Here is a 16,573-nt window from a genome sequence, read left to right as displayed (position 1 = left end):
TAATATTTAAAGGTCCGATGAGTAGTCGCTGCCTAGGTGTAGTGCCTAGGGAGAGGAAAGTCCGGGCTTCACAGGGCGAGGATGCCGGCTAACGGCCGGTGGAGGTAACTCCAAGGATAGTGCAACAGAAATATACCGCCTGGTTTTTCCAGGTAAGGGTGGAAAGGCGGTGTAAGAGACCACCGTACCTCTGGTAACAGCGGTAGCCATGTAAACCCCATCCGAAGCAAGTTCTAAAATGCGCGTACGCGGCCCGCCAGCGCAAGGTTGAACGCTTGAGGCTGTTGGCAACAGCAGTCCTAGATAGATGACTACTTTAAATGACATAACCCGGCTCACAGTCGGGCCTTTTTTATTTCTGAATATTTCCCCCATTCATTTATTCTATTTCCATATTTACTCATATCTTTCGTGTCCAGCGCCCCACTTGCCGCCGCCCTCTCCTTGGTTTCTGACATCATTTGAACAAAACACTAGATTTTCTTATTCCTGCAATTTGAGCTTTTGTGGTTGTCCTTTATTTGGTTTTGCACTTTGAAGCTACTGTATGTATAGCTCAGACACAAGTAGGCTTAATTAATTCTCCTATCAGACTATATACAGATTAAGTGTCTTCATACTCCATTCACCAAGTGGAATTAAGCAAGTGAGTTTTGTAGATATGGGCACCAGTCAAGATTCACATCCGTGTTCAACTTTCCTTGACCTCGCCGTCCTTGGCTCGGTCTGCCCATATCTATCAAAACTCATTTGCTATTCCACTAGGTTCATTACAAAATCAGACACTTAATCTGTATATAGTCTGATAGAGAATTATTTATATATAGTGTGTGTCTGAGCAGTACATACTGTAGTGCACAAAGTGCAAAGAATATAAAGGACAACCACTAATAAGAAAGCGAAAAGCAGGAATTAGAAAATCAGTGTTTTGTGATAGTGTCAGAAACCAAGGAGAGGGCGGCGGCAGGAGGGGCGCTGGACACGAGAGGTCTTTGTTATGTAGAAATAGAATAAATGAAGGTGGGGGAATAAGTGAAATGAAACTGTCAGAATATATTGTTATTTTTTACTAAATGCCAACGCAAAACGAGGGAAGCCGTGTGTATTATTAACAAATGTGAATTTTTTGTGTCTAGAAGGCTAAAAAAATAGAAAAAACGTGATATAATATAACTACTTTGTGGGAGATTGAAGTTGTGGAGGTACGTGTTGTTTAGCAATTAGAAGGATGGTGAAAAATGGAATATCAAGTAGGCGATTATTTGGTTCATGAGGGAAGTGGTGTGTGTCAGATCGAAGATATCGATGACATGGAGCTTATGGGCAAAGGTTCGAGAAAGACCTACTACTGCATGTCACCTGTATTTAAGGCAGGTGCCAAAGTTTTTACTCCAATTATAGGCTCGACAGTTAAGTTACGTCCAGTAGCAGAAGAGGCTAGATTTGCTAAAATCCTTGACAACATCGACGATATTCAGTGTATCGAAGAACCAAACGACAGAATGCTCCAGGAAAGATTTAAAGAGGTTATGGGTGAGTTTACACCAGAATCTCTTGCCAGAGTGGTTAAGACTGTTTTAATCAGAAAATGGCAGCGTATTGAAGCTGGAAAAAAGGTTATGGCTATTGATGAGAAAATCTTAAGCGTAGCCGGCAGAAAGCTTTATGAGGAAATGGCTTTTTCAATGGGCAAGGATATTCCTTCTGTTCAGCATATGTTCGAAGATGCTGTTAAAGTACATTCTTCAAATACTATTTTACTAGGTGCATAATATATGATATCTTACGCGGATTTATCAGCTAGAATAAAAAATAATAATGGTCTTGTTTCAGTACTAAAGGTGCTGGACAAGGCCATTACTTATATTACAGTTTTATTATATCTTGGGCTCCTTGTTTATGGTGTATATACCATTCCGACACAAGGGGCTACTCTACTTTATCGAAGCCTGTTGATTCCAGGCATTTCCTTTATAGTTGTAAGCCTTTTCAGAAAGGTTATGAGTGCACCTAGACCTTACGAGGTGTACGGTTTCACTCCAGCTCTTGATAAAGATACTAAAGGAAAAAGCTTCCCAAGCAGACATGTTTTCTCTATTTTTATAGTTGCTATGGCATTTTTCCAAGTCAGCCTTCCTATGGGAGTGTTGCTGATTGTAATGGGAATTGCTTTAGCAGTTATTAGAGTGGTAGGTGGCGTTCATTTTATCAAAGACGTTATAGCAGGAGCATTAATTGCAATTTTCATTGGAATTATATGTTTTTGGCTTTTTTGTAGCGTTTTTGGCCTTCTTATGCTACCATTTTAATATATAAAATTCAGGGAGTAATTTATGAAAAAGAATGCAAAAAGAGCCATGGCTGTGCTATTTAGCATTCTTGGCACGGTTTTAGGATTATACATTGGCGGATATATGTTGTTCGTTAGGCCGGTGTACTGGTTGATTACGGGGTTTACTAGCGGTACACTTTCAGCGGGAATGATACTGATTAATGTTTTTAAGATTTTTATCGCCTCCACTGTCGGCGGGGCAATTTGGTGTATAGGCGATATTATAGCAGGGTATTTTAGAGATTTACCTGAGGAGGATTTTTAGTTAACAATTTATTTTCTTGCTGAGTTATGAAAGAGAATAAGTTTATAAGCGTTATTGGTTTGTTTAAACTAGGCGCAATAATTAAATTTATGTATTGGGAGGTAAGATGTAATGACAGGTAACGTAATTGTGGGACAATCAGGCGGACCGACCGCCGCAATCAACTCTTCTTTGGCAGGAGTTTTTAGGACAGCAAAGGATCGTGGAGCAGGTAAGGTTTACGGAATGCTTCATGGTATCAAGGGACTTATGGAAGAGCAATACATTGATCTTTCCGATTTTATCAAGAATGATTTGGATGTTGAGCTTTTAAAACGTACTCCAGCTGCTTACTTAGGCTCATGCCGCTTTAAGCTTCCAGAAATCCACGAGGATATGGAAACTTACGAGAAAATCTTCGCAATTCTTAACAAACTCAATATTGAAGCTTTGATTTATATCGGTGGAAATGATTCCATGGACACCATCAAAAAGCTTTCTGATTATGCTATTCTCACTGGCTCTAATATCAGATTTATAGGATGCCCAAAGACTATCGACAACGACTTGGCTCTTACAGATCACACACCAGGCTATGGTAGTGCTGCTAAGTATATTGGTACCTCTGTAAAAGAGATTATTCGTGATAGCTATTGCCTTGAGTATAGCAAGGGACTTGTTACAATTGTTGAAATCATGGGACGTAATGCTGGATGGCTTACAGGTGCTTCGATTCTTGCAAAGGGCGAAGATTGTGAAGGGCCAGATTTGATTTATTTGCCAGAAGTTCCATTTGATATTGAAAAGTTTAAAGAGAGAGTCGTAAAGCTTTTGAAGACTCAGCCATCTGTTGTTGTATGTATCTCTGAGGGTATTCACACAAAGGATGGAAAATATGTATGCGAGCTTGGACATAATGTTGAATTCGTAGATGCATTCAATCATAAACAGCTTACAGGTACAGCTGCTTACCTTTGCAACTACATTGCTGCTGAGGTTGGCTGCAAGACTAGAGCAATCGAGCTTTCAACTTTACAGAGAGCTGGCTCACATCTTGCTTCACGTATCGATATTTTGGAGGCTTATCAGGTTGGTGGTGCTGCAGTTCTTGCTGCAGATGAGGGAGACACAGGAAAGATGGTTACTCTTACTCGTCATTCTGATGATCCATACCAGTGCGGTACAGAGGTTAAGGATGTTCACAAGATTGCAAATGACGAAAAGCTTGTGCCACGTAATTGGATTACCCATGACGGAACCTATGTAACAGAGGCTTTCATTACCTATGCAAAGCCATTGATTCAGGGGGATGTTTCTCCAATCATGGTTGACGGTATTCCAAGACATATTTATAGACCAATGAAGAAAATGTATAAAGAAGAAGAATAGCATTAAGCTATTTTGGAGGGGCGTAGATGCAGGTATTTCACGGAACAATTCTTACATGTGATGCAAATAATTCTGTAGCTAATTATTTAGTTGAGCGAGAGGGAAGAATAGCCTATATCGGTAAAACCCTTCCTACTCAATACGAGGTAGTTCCACCAATAGAATTAGGCAACAATGTATTGATTCCCGCTTTCGCAGATACACATATGCATTATTCGGGATTCTCTGTATTGCACAGAATGTTTCCTATAAACGACACAGATTCCAATGCAAAGATCCTCGAACAGCTTAAGGAATATGCTGAAAACACTAGAGAAAACATTATAGTAGGTTTTGGTGCCACAGAGTATGCTGTTCTAGAAGGGCATTTGATTTTAAAGGAGCAGATGGATGCAGCTTGTCCTGATAAGCCAGCTTTTATCATTAAGCATGATGCTCATTCAGGTGTTGCCAATAGCATTTTCCTTGATGCTATCAAGTCCAAGGTGTCAAATCTTAGGGGGTACAATTTTGAGACAGGTGAGCTCACCCAGGAGGCTTTTATGGCTGCCTGTGAATTCATCACCCATGGCATGTCTACCAAAAAGGTTATAGATTCCATGGTTGTAACCTCAGACTTCCTTGCCAGCAAGGGAGTTGGTCTGATTTGTTCTGCCAGTGGAATGGGCTTCGTTCGCGATTACGATTTTGATATGGAACGTTCTGTAGCCAAGGGTCTTGATAATGGTATGCAGGTGAAGGTAGCATATCAGTGTTCCAATGTTGATAAGATAGCCAAAAAAGATATGACAAGGGTTGTATTTGGTAATCTGGATGGTACCTTTACCAACAAGGATGCATCTCTTAATGATGACTACACCACTGAGAGTAACAAGGGTGTATCTTACTATACAGATGCAGAGGTGCAGAAATTCTGTATAAATGCAAATAGAGCGGGATATCAGATTGCTCTTCATGCCGTTGGAGATGCTGCCTTTGAACAGGCTGTTAATGCTATCTCAATGGCTTTGGAGGATTATCCTAGATATGATCACAGACATATTATTATTCATGGTTGTCTTCCAACAGAAAAGGCCTTGAAGGTATGTCAAAAGTATCACATAATGATATCTGTTCAGCCATCCTTGTTATCACATATTGATGGTGCCTATGAGTTCTTTGAAGGGTTGCTTTCAGCCGAAAGGGTTAAAAATATTAATCCTTTGAAAAAGATAAATGATATGGGTATCCTTGTGTGCTTTAATTCAGATGCGCCTGCATCAGATCCAGATCCTATCAGATGGATTCATGACGCCTGCAACAACAAGAATCCTGAACAATCAGTTTCAGTTTATGAGGCTCTTAGAATGGCCACCTACAATGGTGCATATTCTTGCTTTGACGAAAAAGAGCGAGGTACCCTTGAGATGGGAAAGAGCTGCGACCTGGCGGTGCTAGATAAGAATCCTTATGAAATTCCTGTTACGGAGTTAAACACCATAAACGTTGCAGAGCTTTATCTGAAAGGAAAGCCATATAAGCGTTCAAGAACAGGTTCTATGGCGACAATGCTTCGAGGCATGTTCCCACAATAATATACGGGCACCCGTAACCGGGTGCCTTTATTGACGTTTTAGGAGTATTTTATGTCACTAAGTTTGATAGTAGGAAGTTCCGGCAGCGGAAAGTCCACCAGCATTTACAATAGAATAATCAAGGAATCTATAGAGAATAAAGATAAGAATTTCTTAATAATAGTCCCTGAGCAGTACACTATGTCTACTCAGAGGCTTTTAGTTTCCATGCATCCAAATCACTGTATCATGAACATCGATGTTTTATCCTTTAACCGATTGGCATATCGTGTTTTTGAGGAACTTGGAGCAGCGGTTCATGCTGTTTTGGATGATACAGGAAAATCCTTGGTTATTAGAAAGCTTGTGGAAAATCATCTGGATGAAATGGGAGCCCTAAAGGGGAATATCAAAAGAATAAACTACATTACACAAGTGAAGTCTCTTATTTCAGAGATGACTCAGTACAACATAACTCCTGAGCGTCTTCAGGAGATGATAGATACACCTACTATGTCCAGAAGTTTTAAGGAGAGAGCTTCGGATTTGCTGGTTTTATACAGAGCCTTCCTGGAGTTTATTGATGGAAAATATGTCACAACAGAGTCCATCCTTTCTACTTTAAATTCTATGCTGGATGATTCCAATATAGTGCTAGGCTCTACTGTTGTGTTAGATGGATTTACAGGTTTTACACCAATCCAATATCAGCTGGTGGAGCATATGCTGAAAATTTGTGATGAGGTTGCTGTTACTATTACAGCAGATGAAAACACAGCCCTGTTTCAAACCCAGGCAGAGGACGAGCTTTTTGCCATGTCCTCAGAATTTGCTCTCAAAATGGAGCAGCTTGCAAAGAAGGTTAAGGTCGAGATTAATGAGCCGGTTTTTATAGATAGCCATAATGGTTGGTTGTCTTCCAATGATGCCCTTCAATTTTTGGAGCAAAACATATTTAGAGACGAAAAAAAATCCTTTCAGGGGCAGAACCCAGATCAGTCCATTAAGATGGTAAGCCTGCGTAGCCCTAGACAGGAATTAAAATACATTGCCATTACAATTAATAAGCTTGTCAGGGATGGAATGCGTTATAAGGATATAGCGGTAGTAGCTCCAAATCTTGAACAGTATAGATATCTATTGACTGCTATTTGGAGCGACTATAAAATTCCGTACTTTATTGATGCTAAAACTGAAATATTGTTCCACCCAATGTGTGAAGCAATTGATTCTATTTTTGATATTTGGAACAGAAATTTCAGACGAGAAGATGTCATTAGGTTCTTAAAAACTGGTCTTACAGATCTTTCAACAGAGGATATTGACTATCTGGAGAATTATCTTATTGCCACAGGAATTCGTGGAGCCAATAAATACTTTCATCCTTTTGCAATTAGAGCAAATTCTTTTTCCAAGGATGAAGACATGCTTCGTGTAAATGATATTCGAAATCGCTTTATTGGTTCCTTTATGGAGTTTGATAAGGCAGTTGGAAAAAAGTCTTCTGTACGACAGCTTGCAACAGCTCTGTACCAGCTTATAGTCACCTTTGATTTTGAAAGTAAGATTAACAAAAGGGGACAAGAGTATGAGGACAGTGCTAATTCTATAAAAGCCAAAGAATACAGCCAGATTTATCCAGTTATTATGAATATTTTGGACAAGATGGTTTCTATTTTGGATGATGAGGTTATGGACTTAGAGGAGTTCCATGATATTTACAAAGCAGGATTATCAGCAGCTACTATAGGTGTTATTCCTCCTGCAAATGATAGTGTAATTGTAGGTGATATTGAACGTACCAGACTTGCAAATATTAAAGTACTGTTTTGTATAGGTGCCTCTGATGATGCCATCCCAATGAAGGTGGAAAATGGCGGTATTCTTTCACAGTTAGAGAGAGAACAGCTTCTAAATGCAGGCTTTGAACTTGCGCCATCAGATAGACAAAGAGCCTTTAGACAAAAGTTTTATTTGTATCTGATGCTAACCAAGCCAAACCAAAAACTATACCTGACCTTGCCACGTGTTGACGGTGAGGGAAAGGGAGTGAATCCGTCCTACTTAACCGGAATAATAAAGCAGCTATTCCCTTCTATAAAGCTAGAAGAAATAGAAGAATTTCAGGGACATGACAGATTGCTTTCAAAGAAAAGTGCCGTTGATTTTATGATTACACTTTTAAGCAAGGCGGTTTTATTTGGAATGGATAATCTTTCTGAACAGGAGCTTACACTTTTAAATAGTTTGTTGACTTGGGCAAAACAGGATGAGGAGGTAGATCTTGAGCAGATAATTAAAGCTGCCTTTTTTGAACATGAAAAGGAAGCGGTTTCTAAAGATATAATGCTAGCTGTAAACGAGGCCTTTCATTCTGATGAAACTGTATCAGGCTCAGTTTCAAAGTTTGAGCTTTATAATGAATGCGCCTATAAATATTTTTTACGGTACATATTAAAGCTTCAGGAGAGAGAAGAATTTGAGCTTTCGAATATAGATTTAGGAAATTTCTGTCATGAGGCTTTGCAGCGATATTCAGATAGTTTGAAAGAGGACAATAAGTCTTGGAAGACGGTTACGAAGAAAGAGCAGGATTCTTATATTACAACAGCTATCAGTCAGACCTTTGAAGCTATGCCAAAGGTTCAAACCCTGGAGGACAGCACACAAAAATATATTGTTAACACTATGAAGAAAACTCTTCACTACACCATAGATGTAATTACTACACAGGTTCGTCGAGGAGAGTTTGAGCCTGCCTTTTTTGAGGAGAATATTCAGTCTCAAATTGTGGATCCTATCACAAAGGAAATAGTGGCTGATTTTACAGGCAAAGTGGATAGAATTGATTTAACAGATTCTGAGGATAAAGCTGTAAGAATTATCGATTACAAATCCAGTGGGCGACAACTTAGTCTTGCAGAATGCTATTATGGTATTTCTATGCAGCTTCCTATTTACATGGGGGTTGTTATTGACAAGCTGAAGGATAAATATCCAAGTGCCACTTTACATCCAGCAGCAATGCTTTACTACAAGATGACCAACGAGTTTATTAAAAACGATGGTTACACTGAAGCAGATCTTAAAGAGATGCGTCTTCGTACCAACAAGATGGAAGGGTTATTATCATCAGATGAAAATGATTTAAGAGCAAACGATGCCACCGTTGGCCTTGAGGAAGAGCAGACTTTAAAGTCCTCTATAGTTCCTTATGAGGTCACAACAAAGGGGGCATTGTCATCTCGAACAAATGCTGTAGCAAGATCAGATATGCAAACGGTTATTGATTATAGTATGCAAACTGCAGCAAATACTGCGAAGAAGATTTTGGCAGGTGAGTTTGATTGTGAACCTGTTAAAGTAAAGAATAAAATTGATGCATGTCAGTATTGCGGTTACAAAAGCATTTGTCATTTTAATGAGGATGCAGAAGGCTTCAACAAAAAAGAGTTACAGGAGCTTGGTAGCTCAAAAAATGATGAGATAATTGAGCTTATGAAACAGGCTCTTAATCAAGATGAGAAATTAGACCAGGAAGGAGATGAGGCTAGTGGGGCTAACTAAAGAGCAGGAATCAGTTCGCGACACCAGAGGTAAAAATATGCTTGTTAGCGCCGCTGCAGGTAGTGGAAAAACCTTTGTGTTGGTTGAACGAATCATCTCTCAAATACTTGATGAAAAACATGGTATAAATGTGGATGAAATTCTTGTGGTGACCTTCACCAAAGCTGCGGCTGCAGAGATGAAGGATAGAATCCGTCAGGCTATAGATAAGGCTGTTATGGAAAAAGGTGCTGATGCCAGAATTCGTTCTCAGGCTACCTTGATTCATAGCGCCCATATCAGAACAATTGATAGTTTTTGTAGCTGGGTGGTTAAAAACTATTTCTATGCCATTGACAGGGATCCATCCTTTAGAATTGCCACTACAGGAGAAATGAAGCTCCTTGAGGATGAAGTTTTTAAGGATCTTCTTTCAGAACGATTGGAGTCGGAGGATGAGAATTTTAATCTTCTGGCTGACGCATATATAGATAGAAATAGAACAGGTGCCCTAAAGGATATGGTGCTTTCACTCTATGAAAAAGCCTCAAGCTTTCCATGGGTACAGGAGTGGTTTGATAATTCACTTCGTATATACGATATTGATTCAGTGGAGGAATTGGAGCAATCAGATTTTGTTGGTCTGATTAAACAAAGAACAGATGATATTTTAAAGGATTATCCTAATAGGATAGAGAAGATAATGGCACTTTATGAGGACCAGAGTTGTCCTTACATCACTAATATATTTGGCCCTGAAATGGCACAGATTGTTGGTGTGCTTCAGGCACAGTCCTTTAAGGATAAGTATTTTGCATTAAGTAACTGTCATTTCAATACCTATCCTCGCAACAAGACAAATCTAAGTCCTGATGATGCAGCTAGAGCCAAGGCGCTTCGAGATGAATATAAGGATGAGATTAAAAAGCTTAAGGATGCCTTTTATGTGGAGTCTCCAGAGGATTTGCTTCAGACCCTTCTTTTTGTAAAACGTCAGGCAACTGCTTTGATAGACTTTGCCAAGGAATATACCAACAGGCTTTCAGAAGAAAAAAATAAGAAGAATATATTTACCTTTAATGATATAGAGCACATGGCCCTTGAGATTCTTCGAGATAAAAATTCGAAGGAACATGAACCCACAGAGGTGGCAAAGGAGCTCTCTAATCATTTTAAAGAGATAATGGTAGATGAGTATCAGGATTCTAATGAGCTTCAGGAACAAATTCTTACTGCCATTTGCTCTGGCAATAATTATTTCACCGTAGGTGATGTAAAGCAGTCTATTTATGCCTTCAGACAGGCCAGTCCACAGCTTTTTATTGACAAGCTTAATTCCTATCCTACAGATGCTAAAGCTGATACGTCTATTCGAATTGATTTGGACAATAATTTCAGAAGCCGTGGAGAGGTTTTAAACTATTGTAACGAAGTATTCAGGCCGTTAATGCAACCTGATATGGGTGGAGTTGAATATGATGATAGAGCAGCCTTAAAGGTGGGAGATAAAACCTTCAAAGGTGACACTAAGGATTATCAGTCAGAGGTTATTATTGCCACTCAAAACCCAGATGATATGAAGGAACTTGATATTGATAACCGGGATACCTTAGAAGCTCTTGTGGTTGCAAAGCGAATCAAGGAGCTTATGACAGATGGTTTTCAGGTTAGCTATAAGGCAGATGGGGAAAGACAGCTTCGTCCAATGAAATATTCGGATGTTGTTATTTTGATGTCAGCGGTTTCCGGTCATGCCAGTCATTATATAAAGGCTTTGACAGAAAGCGGAATCCCTGCGTATGTGGCAGAAGAAAAAGGCTTCTTTGAACGAGAGGAAATAGAGACTGTTTTAGCCATGCTGATGGTTATCGACAATCCGTTTAATGACATTCCTCTTGCAGCTGTTTTGCACTCGCCTATGTTTGGATTTACTTCAAATCGTTTGGCTCAGATAAAAGCTGGAGCAGATGCCACTTCTTTATATCAGAGCCTTTTAGATTATAAGGCGAAACATCAGGCAAAGGATATTGATGCTTTTCTTCACACCTTGAATCTATTTAGAGATAAGGCAATGGATACTCCAATTCATCAAATCATAGAAGAGCTTTTGGAGTTCACTGGTTACGGTGTATATGTAAGTGCTCTTCCTACAGGAAAGATGGGTGCGGCAAATCTTAACAAGCTTGTAGATGAAGCTGTTAGTTTTGAGAGCACAAGCTATAAGGGGCTTTCTAGGTTTGTGGCCTACATAGATAGTTTAAAGACCTATGATGAGGATTTGGGTATTGCAAAGACCGTAGGAGAAAATGATGATGCTGTAAGAATTATGACTATTCATAAAAGTAAGGGCTTGGAGTTCCCTGTTGTATTTGTGTGTGGATGCGGATCAAGCTCTAAGGCTAATATGGATAGTTATTGCTATGATGATGAATATGGTCTTAGCTTGAATTATAAAAATCCAATCACTAAGATTCAGGCAGATGCAGCTTTCCATAAATTGTTTAGACTGAGACTTCAGGCGAAGGAGAAAGGTGAGAACTTTAGAAAGTATTATGTTGCTCTTACCAGACCGGTGGATAAACTGATAATCACAGCATCCATAAAGCCTACCAGCAAGCTTTCTGTGCCTGATATTTTAGAAGGCTACACAGGCGCAGATTCCACATTGAGTTATCTTACAAAGGAAAAGGCATCCACCATTATTGAGCTTATTATCAGAGCAATGCGCACATCTGGCTCCACAGTTCCAATTAGAATTGTTGACTGCGGAGAATTATTTGTAGATGAAGTTAAAAAGGAAATCCTGAAGAAGGATACTTTTGATAAGATAAATGCAATTGTGGAGAGTGAGGCGCAGGATAAGGATAATCCTGTAATAAAAAGCTTATCTTTCACGTATGCTAACTCAGAAGATAGTAAGTATAAAAGTAAGTATTCAGTTTCTGAAATTAAACATCAGGCTATGGAGGATGCTTTCAGGTTTAACGAGGATGCAGCGCCTGCATTTATTCAACATGAAAAGGAAGCCTACATTCCTGTCTTTATGCGTCAGGCAACTCTTACAGCTGAGAGGGAACAGGACAAGATTCCTGCAGGTGCTTTGTACGGTACAGCTATGCATCGATTTATGGAGTGCTTCGATTTTGCAGCAGAGGCGTTAGCTGATTCCTTTGACACTCAGCTGAATGAAATGAAAAGACTTAATATGCTTTCAGAGGATGAGCAGCAGAGAATTAGTCCTATGAAGCTAAAGAAATTTTTAAAGGATGAAACTGCGATCAGAATGGCAGCAGCTGCTAAAAATGGAAAGCTATATAAAGAGAAACCTTTTGTTTTTGGAAGTGATGGAAAGAATCTGTTTGACGATGAATCATCCTCTGATGAAATGATTTTAGTTCAGGGAATTATTGATGTCTTTTTTGATGAGGATGATGGCATTGTACTTTTGGACTATAAAACAGATAGAGTAGACGTAGAGTCCGAATTAGTGCTAAGATATGAGAAGCAATTACAGCTATATAAATCAGCAATCGAAAAAGCCTACAACGTACCCGTAAAAGAAACGTTGATTTATTCCTTTGCGTTAGATAAGACAATTCGTATATAGTAATTTTGAAATGTTATATGAGGTGGTAGGTAACAAGCTCCTAGATTTCCTTAGCGAGACGTGTTAGTCGAGCGGGGAAATACTAGGGCTTGTAGCCGTAACCGCCGGACTAGGAGTATAGAATATGTATGATAAGAAAGTAATTGAAGTGTTTTTAAAGAACCAGCTTAAATTATTTCCTGAAGTAGTCGCAGAAGATGAACAGGAAGCTGCAGAGTTCCTTGAGGATGTCTGCGCCACAGTATGCAAAAATAAAAAAGAGGTAATAGAGTATCTTGAAGATGCAATGGATATTACAGGTATGTCTGAGGAGGAGATTCTATCTTCAGAAGAAGTATTTGCCATTGGCGATGGAAGATATCTTATCGTAGAGGGGTAGTTATGAAATTAAGAAAGCGATTATTAATTATCGTATTTACGATATCACTTGCTGCTAATTTTCAGGCATGCTCCTACAAAGATAAGACAATTTATTTTGAAGCATCCAGTGGGCGAAATACAGTCTTTAAAATTGGAGATATGAAGTGCTCTAAAAAGGAGGCACGTGTTTATCTTCTAAATGAAAAAAATATATATGGTTCTGTGGATGGAGTAAATCTTTGGACAGAGGATTTTGATACCTCCACAATGGAAAGCTCTATCAAGGATTTAACCATGGAGCATTTGGCAAAAGTTTATGTTTTAAATCTTTATGCTAATGAACATGAAATCACTTTGTCAGAGGATGAAGAAAAAGCATGTGCAGATGCAGCAAAAGAATATTATTCTTCTCTTAATTCTGCAGAGCGTTCTTTCACTGGAGCAAGCAAAAGTGACCTTACAAAAATGTACAAAAAATATGCTATTGCAACCAAGGTTTACAATCAGCTTATGGACTCTGTAGATGAAGAGGTTTCAGAGGATGAAGCAAGAGTAATGGAAGCCTTTGTGCTGTTTGTTTCTGACGAAAAAAAGGCAGAAGAAATCCAGGGCATGATAGACTATGGATATACCTTTGAAAGACTTGCAGCTACCTACACAGAGAAGGATACATATCAGGTTACTTTCCCAAGAGGAGTATATGATTCTGCTATAGATGATGTAGTTTTTAATCTTGATACAGATGAAGTTTCAAACGCAATTCCAGCAGATGATGGGTACTACTTTTTCCAATGTTTAGATAAGTACAATGAGGAATTATCTGAAGAAAACAAAGCAGTAATTATTGAGAATAGACGTAAGCAAGTGTTGGATGATATTATTACTGATCTGGAAGAAAAATATTTCTCTGACATGAACACTAAACAGTGGGATCAGCTTGTATTTCCAGAGGATATTTCTGAGTTAAATTCAGCATCATTTTTTGAAACTCTGAACGAACATTTAAAATAAAAAAAGAAAACATTAATGACTTTTTGTAACTACTTTTTGAGAAAAAAAGTAATTAACAAGAAGTCATTTTTTTATGTAAATTTACTGCATATATTCTGTTTATACTCATTATTTTTTTATTGTAAAAAGATTCACTTCATGGCAATGTGTTATGAAAAGATTTTTATAATAATTATTTTATTGCTGATTTGGTAGAAAATTTCAACAATAGACTAGAAATTACGGCAAAGAATGACTATAATAATTTTTAAATAAAAAAACAAATAATTTTATTGCTCAAATAGGAGGGTGAAAAAATGGTTACTAATGCAAAGGCAAAGGTTACAGTTGAAGACATTAAAAAGTCAGCTGCATCTGCAGCAACAACTGTAAAGGCTGCAACAGCTAGTGCAACAGAAGCTACAAAGAAAGCAGTAGAGGAAGTTAAGAAGGAAGCTACAGCAGCTACTAAGAAAGCTACAGCAGCAAAGAAGACTGCAGCTAAGAAAGCAACAACTGCAAAGAAGACTGCTACAAAGACAGTTAAGAAGACAGCAGCAAAAGCTAAGAAGAAAGCTGTTTCTACTTCAGCAGTAGTTCAGTATCAGGGAATGGAATTTTCTGAGACAGATTGTTTAAAGAAAGCACAGGCTGCTTTCAAGAAGGAGTACAAGGGTAAAACTCTTGAGGAGCTTAATATCTACATCAAGCCAGAAGAGCGCAAGATTTATTATGTAGCTAATAAGGACTGCGTTGGTTCAGTAGATCTTTAATAAGTAATAGTATTTGTTTTTTTGAAATTTTAATTATGTCGTAGCGCAGAGCTATATCGTATATACGATATAGCTCTTTTTTTTATATATAGATATATAGGTGTATAGTAAGTATCTAATATTAAGGCGGTTAGCAAAGTGACTGTTTCTGATTATATGTCATCCGGATAACATATGAATAGTCTAAAAACTAGGCCTAAACGCTAATAAATGAGCGCAAACAATCATACTCACTCAAACTATGTAGTAAAAGTGAACAAAAACGAGCATGAGTTTTTGCATCCTATTCACAAATCGTTCATTTTGAGGGTGAAAATGTATGTCAACCGATTGACACATACATATGCCGATGATAATATCTTCACATAAACAACACACAACCTATTGAAGGAGGGTTAATTGTAATGAAGAAGAAGTTATTGTCACTTGCAATGGTAGCTGCTATGTCAGCTTCACTTGTAGCATGCGGCGGGTCAGATGGTTCTGGCAGTGCAGAGAGCACAGGGGTTTCAATCACAATCCTTAACTCAAAGACAGAGATTCAGACACAGTTTGAAGAGATGGCTGAAGAGTATGAGGCATCTACTGGAGTTCACGTTGAAGTTTACAACGCTGACACAGACACAACAGTAGCATCACAGGTTGCTACAAAGTATGCATCAAATGATCCATACACAATCACAATGGTTGATGCAAAAGATATTTATTCACTTGCTGATGATTATGCTTATGATCTTTCAAATGAAGATTGGGCTAGTCACACAACACTTGGTATCACAGTTAATGATAAGCTTGCAGGTATGCCATTCTGCGTAGAGGCAAGAGGTATCATCTACAACGCAGATGCAATCGAGAAAATCACAGGCGAATCTTTTGATCCTACATCAGTAGCAACACTTGATGATTTCCAGAAGCTTCTTGATAAGCTTGTAGCTGGCGGAATGGAAAAGCCAGTTGGAATTCTTTCAGAGTACTGGTCACTTGGAGCTCACTGGTTCCCACAGATTTACGAAGAGCAGGCTGATCCAGATGCATTCGTAAATGGTCTCCTTGCAGGTTCTGAAGACCTTGCAGGAAATGAGAAGTACAACTCACTTATGGACACATTCGAGACACTTGTTAAGTACAACTACGCTAAGGGTTCTGCTTCAAACGCAGACCGTGAAGAGACATCTATGATGCTCGCTCAGGGCGATATCGCTTTCATGTTTGGTGGTAACTGGGATTGGTCAGTAATCAACCAGTACGACTACACAGAGCACCTTGGTATGATGCCAGTTCCACAGAACACATCAGATGGTTCTAATGGAAAGCTTGTTGGTGGTGGTTCTAAGTATATCTTCGTTGATAGCTCAGATGCTACATCTGATGAGCAGAGACAGGCAGCTCTTGATTTCCTTAACTGGTTAGTATCAGATGCAGAAGGTAATGCATTCCTTACAGAAAAGTGTGCACTTGTTCCAGCATTTGACAACATCGATGCTTCAGCACTTGATCCACTTTCACTTTCAGTTAAGTCATACGCTGATGCAAACAACCTTATCCCTAACTACAACTATCTTCCAGATGATCACATGACAGTTGTAGGTCAGGAGATTATGCAGAAGTATCTTGACGAGGCAATTGATAGAGCAGAGGTAGCAAAGGAAGTTACAGATTACTTCAAGACAGCTACTCCAATTGCTCACTAATTAGTTTTAATGATTTTCATTCTCCGAGAAAATCTTAAATAGCTTAATTGATGGGACCTGCAAAAGCGGGTCCCGCAATATTGAAAGG

11 protein-coding genes and 1 other RNA gene are annotated in these 16,573 nt (G+C 38.8%); all 12 read left to right on the top strand.

What is annotated here, in order from left to right; translation table 11 throughout:
* The first annotated feature begins 9 nt into the window (after positions 1-9).
* The 12 genes from rnpB (at position 10) to BLR54_RS07900 (ending at position 16,485) form a co-directional block, all read left to right on the top strand.
* An RNA gene (rnpB, locus tag BLR54_RS07955) (RNase P RNA component class A) lies at positions 10-354 on the top strand.
* Positions 355-1,238: 884 nt separating this feature from the next.
* Positions 1,239-1,772: a CarD family transcriptional regulator gene (locus BLR54_RS07950; RefSeq protein WP_090419267.1), complete on the top strand. Its 534-nt coding sequence runs from the start codon at positions 1,239-1,241 to the stop codon at positions 1,770-1,772.
* Between the two features lie 3 nt (positions 1,773-1,775).
* Positions 1,776-2,309, top strand: coding sequence for a phosphatase PAP2 family protein (locus BLR54_RS07945; protein WP_090419265.1), 534 nt, complete (start codon positions 1,776-1,778; stop codon positions 2,307-2,309).
* Between the two features lie 24 nt (positions 2,310-2,333).
* Positions 2,334-2,597: a hypothetical protein gene (locus tag BLR54_RS07940; RefSeq protein WP_090419263.1), complete on the top strand. Its 264-nt coding sequence runs from the start codon at positions 2,334-2,336 to the stop codon at positions 2,595-2,597.
* A 111-nt stretch (positions 2,598-2,708) separates the two neighbouring features.
* Entirely contained in the window at positions 2,709-3,965 is a 1,257-nt protein-coding gene (locus BLR54_RS07935; RefSeq protein WP_090419260.1) for a 6-phosphofructokinase, read from the top strand.
* Between the two features lie 26 nt (positions 3,966-3,991).
* A complete protein-coding gene (locus tag BLR54_RS07930) occupies positions 3,992-5,539 on the top strand; it encodes an amidohydrolase (protein ID WP_090419257.1) in 1,548 nt (515 codons plus the stop codon).
* A gap of 51 nt (positions 5,540-5,590) precedes the next feature.
* Complete coding sequence (locus BLR54_RS07925) at positions 5,591-9,085, top strand: PD-(D/E)XK nuclease family protein (protein ID WP_090419254.1); 3,495 nt, start codon at positions 5,591-5,593, stop codon at positions 9,083-9,085.
* On the top strand, positions 9,072-12,671 hold the full coding sequence (gene addA / locus BLR54_RS07920; protein WP_176761893.1) for a helicase-exonuclease AddAB subunit AddA: 3,600 nt from the start codon (positions 9,072-9,074) through the stop codon (positions 12,669-12,671). The genes BLR54_RS07925 and addA overlap by 14 nt, the downstream gene beginning before the upstream one ends.
* A gap of 124 nt (positions 12,672-12,795) precedes the next feature.
* Positions 12,796-13,050, top strand: a complete 255-nt coding sequence (locus tag BLR54_RS07915; RefSeq protein ID WP_090419246.1) for a glyoxalase — start codon at positions 12,796-12,798, stop codon at positions 13,048-13,050.
* A gap of 2 nt (positions 13,051-13,052) precedes the next feature.
* Complete coding sequence (locus tag BLR54_RS07910) at positions 13,053-14,042, top strand: peptidylprolyl isomerase (protein WP_090419243.1); 990 nt, start codon at positions 13,053-13,055, stop codon at positions 14,040-14,042.
* A 296-nt stretch (positions 14,043-14,338) separates the two neighbouring features.
* A complete protein-coding gene (locus BLR54_RS07905) occupies positions 14,339-14,794 on the top strand; it encodes a DUF6465 family protein (protein WP_090419240.1) in 456 nt (151 codons plus the stop codon).
* A gap of 404 nt (positions 14,795-15,198) precedes the next feature.
* Positions 15,199-16,485: an ABC transporter substrate-binding protein gene (locus tag BLR54_RS07900; RefSeq protein WP_090419237.1), complete on the top strand. Its 1,287-nt coding sequence runs from the start codon at positions 15,199-15,201 to the stop codon at positions 16,483-16,485.
* The last annotated feature ends 88 nt before the right edge of the window (positions 16,486-16,573 follow it).

The organism is Pseudobutyrivibrio sp. YE44, from assembly GCF_900104335.1.
GTDB lineage: Bacteria > Bacillota > Clostridia > Lachnospirales > Lachnospiraceae > Pseudobutyrivibrio.
The sequence above is the reverse complement of the archived record's forward strand: the minus strand, read 5'-3'. Positions and strand labels throughout refer to the sequence as shown.

Coding starts and splice junctions, on each gene's coding strand:
- BLR54_RS07950 (WP_090419267.1), top strand. CDS start 1,239: ATGGAATATCAAGTAGGCGATTATTTGGTTCATGAGGGAAGTGGTGTG.
- BLR54_RS07945 (WP_090419265.1), top strand. CDS start 1,776: ATGATATCTTACGCGGATTTATCAGCTAGAATAAAAAATAATAATGGT.
- BLR54_RS07940 (WP_090419263.1), top strand. CDS start 2,334: ATGAAAAAGAATGCAAAAAGAGCCATGGCTGTGCTATTTAGCATTCTT.
- BLR54_RS07935 (WP_090419260.1), top strand. CDS start 2,709: ATGACAGGTAACGTAATTGTGGGACAATCAGGCGGACCGACCGCCGCA.
- BLR54_RS07930 (WP_090419257.1), top strand. CDS start 3,992: ATGCAGGTATTTCACGGAACAATTCTTACATGTGATGCAAATAATTCT.
- BLR54_RS07925 (WP_090419254.1), top strand. CDS start 5,591: ATGTCACTAAGTTTGATAGTAGGAAGTTCCGGCAGCGGAAAGTCCACC.
- BLR54_RS07915 (WP_090419246.1), top strand. CDS start 12,796: ATGTATGATAAGAAAGTAATTGAAGTGTTTTTAAAGAACCAGCTTAAA.
- BLR54_RS07910 (WP_090419243.1), top strand. CDS start 13,053: ATGAAATTAAGAAAGCGATTATTAATTATCGTATTTACGATATCACTT.
- BLR54_RS07905 (WP_090419240.1), top strand. CDS start 14,339: ATGGTTACTAATGCAAAGGCAAAGGTTACAGTTGAAGACATTAAAAAG.
- BLR54_RS07900 (WP_090419237.1), top strand. CDS start 15,199: ATGAAGAAGAAGTTATTGTCACTTGCAATGGTAGCTGCTATGTCAGCT.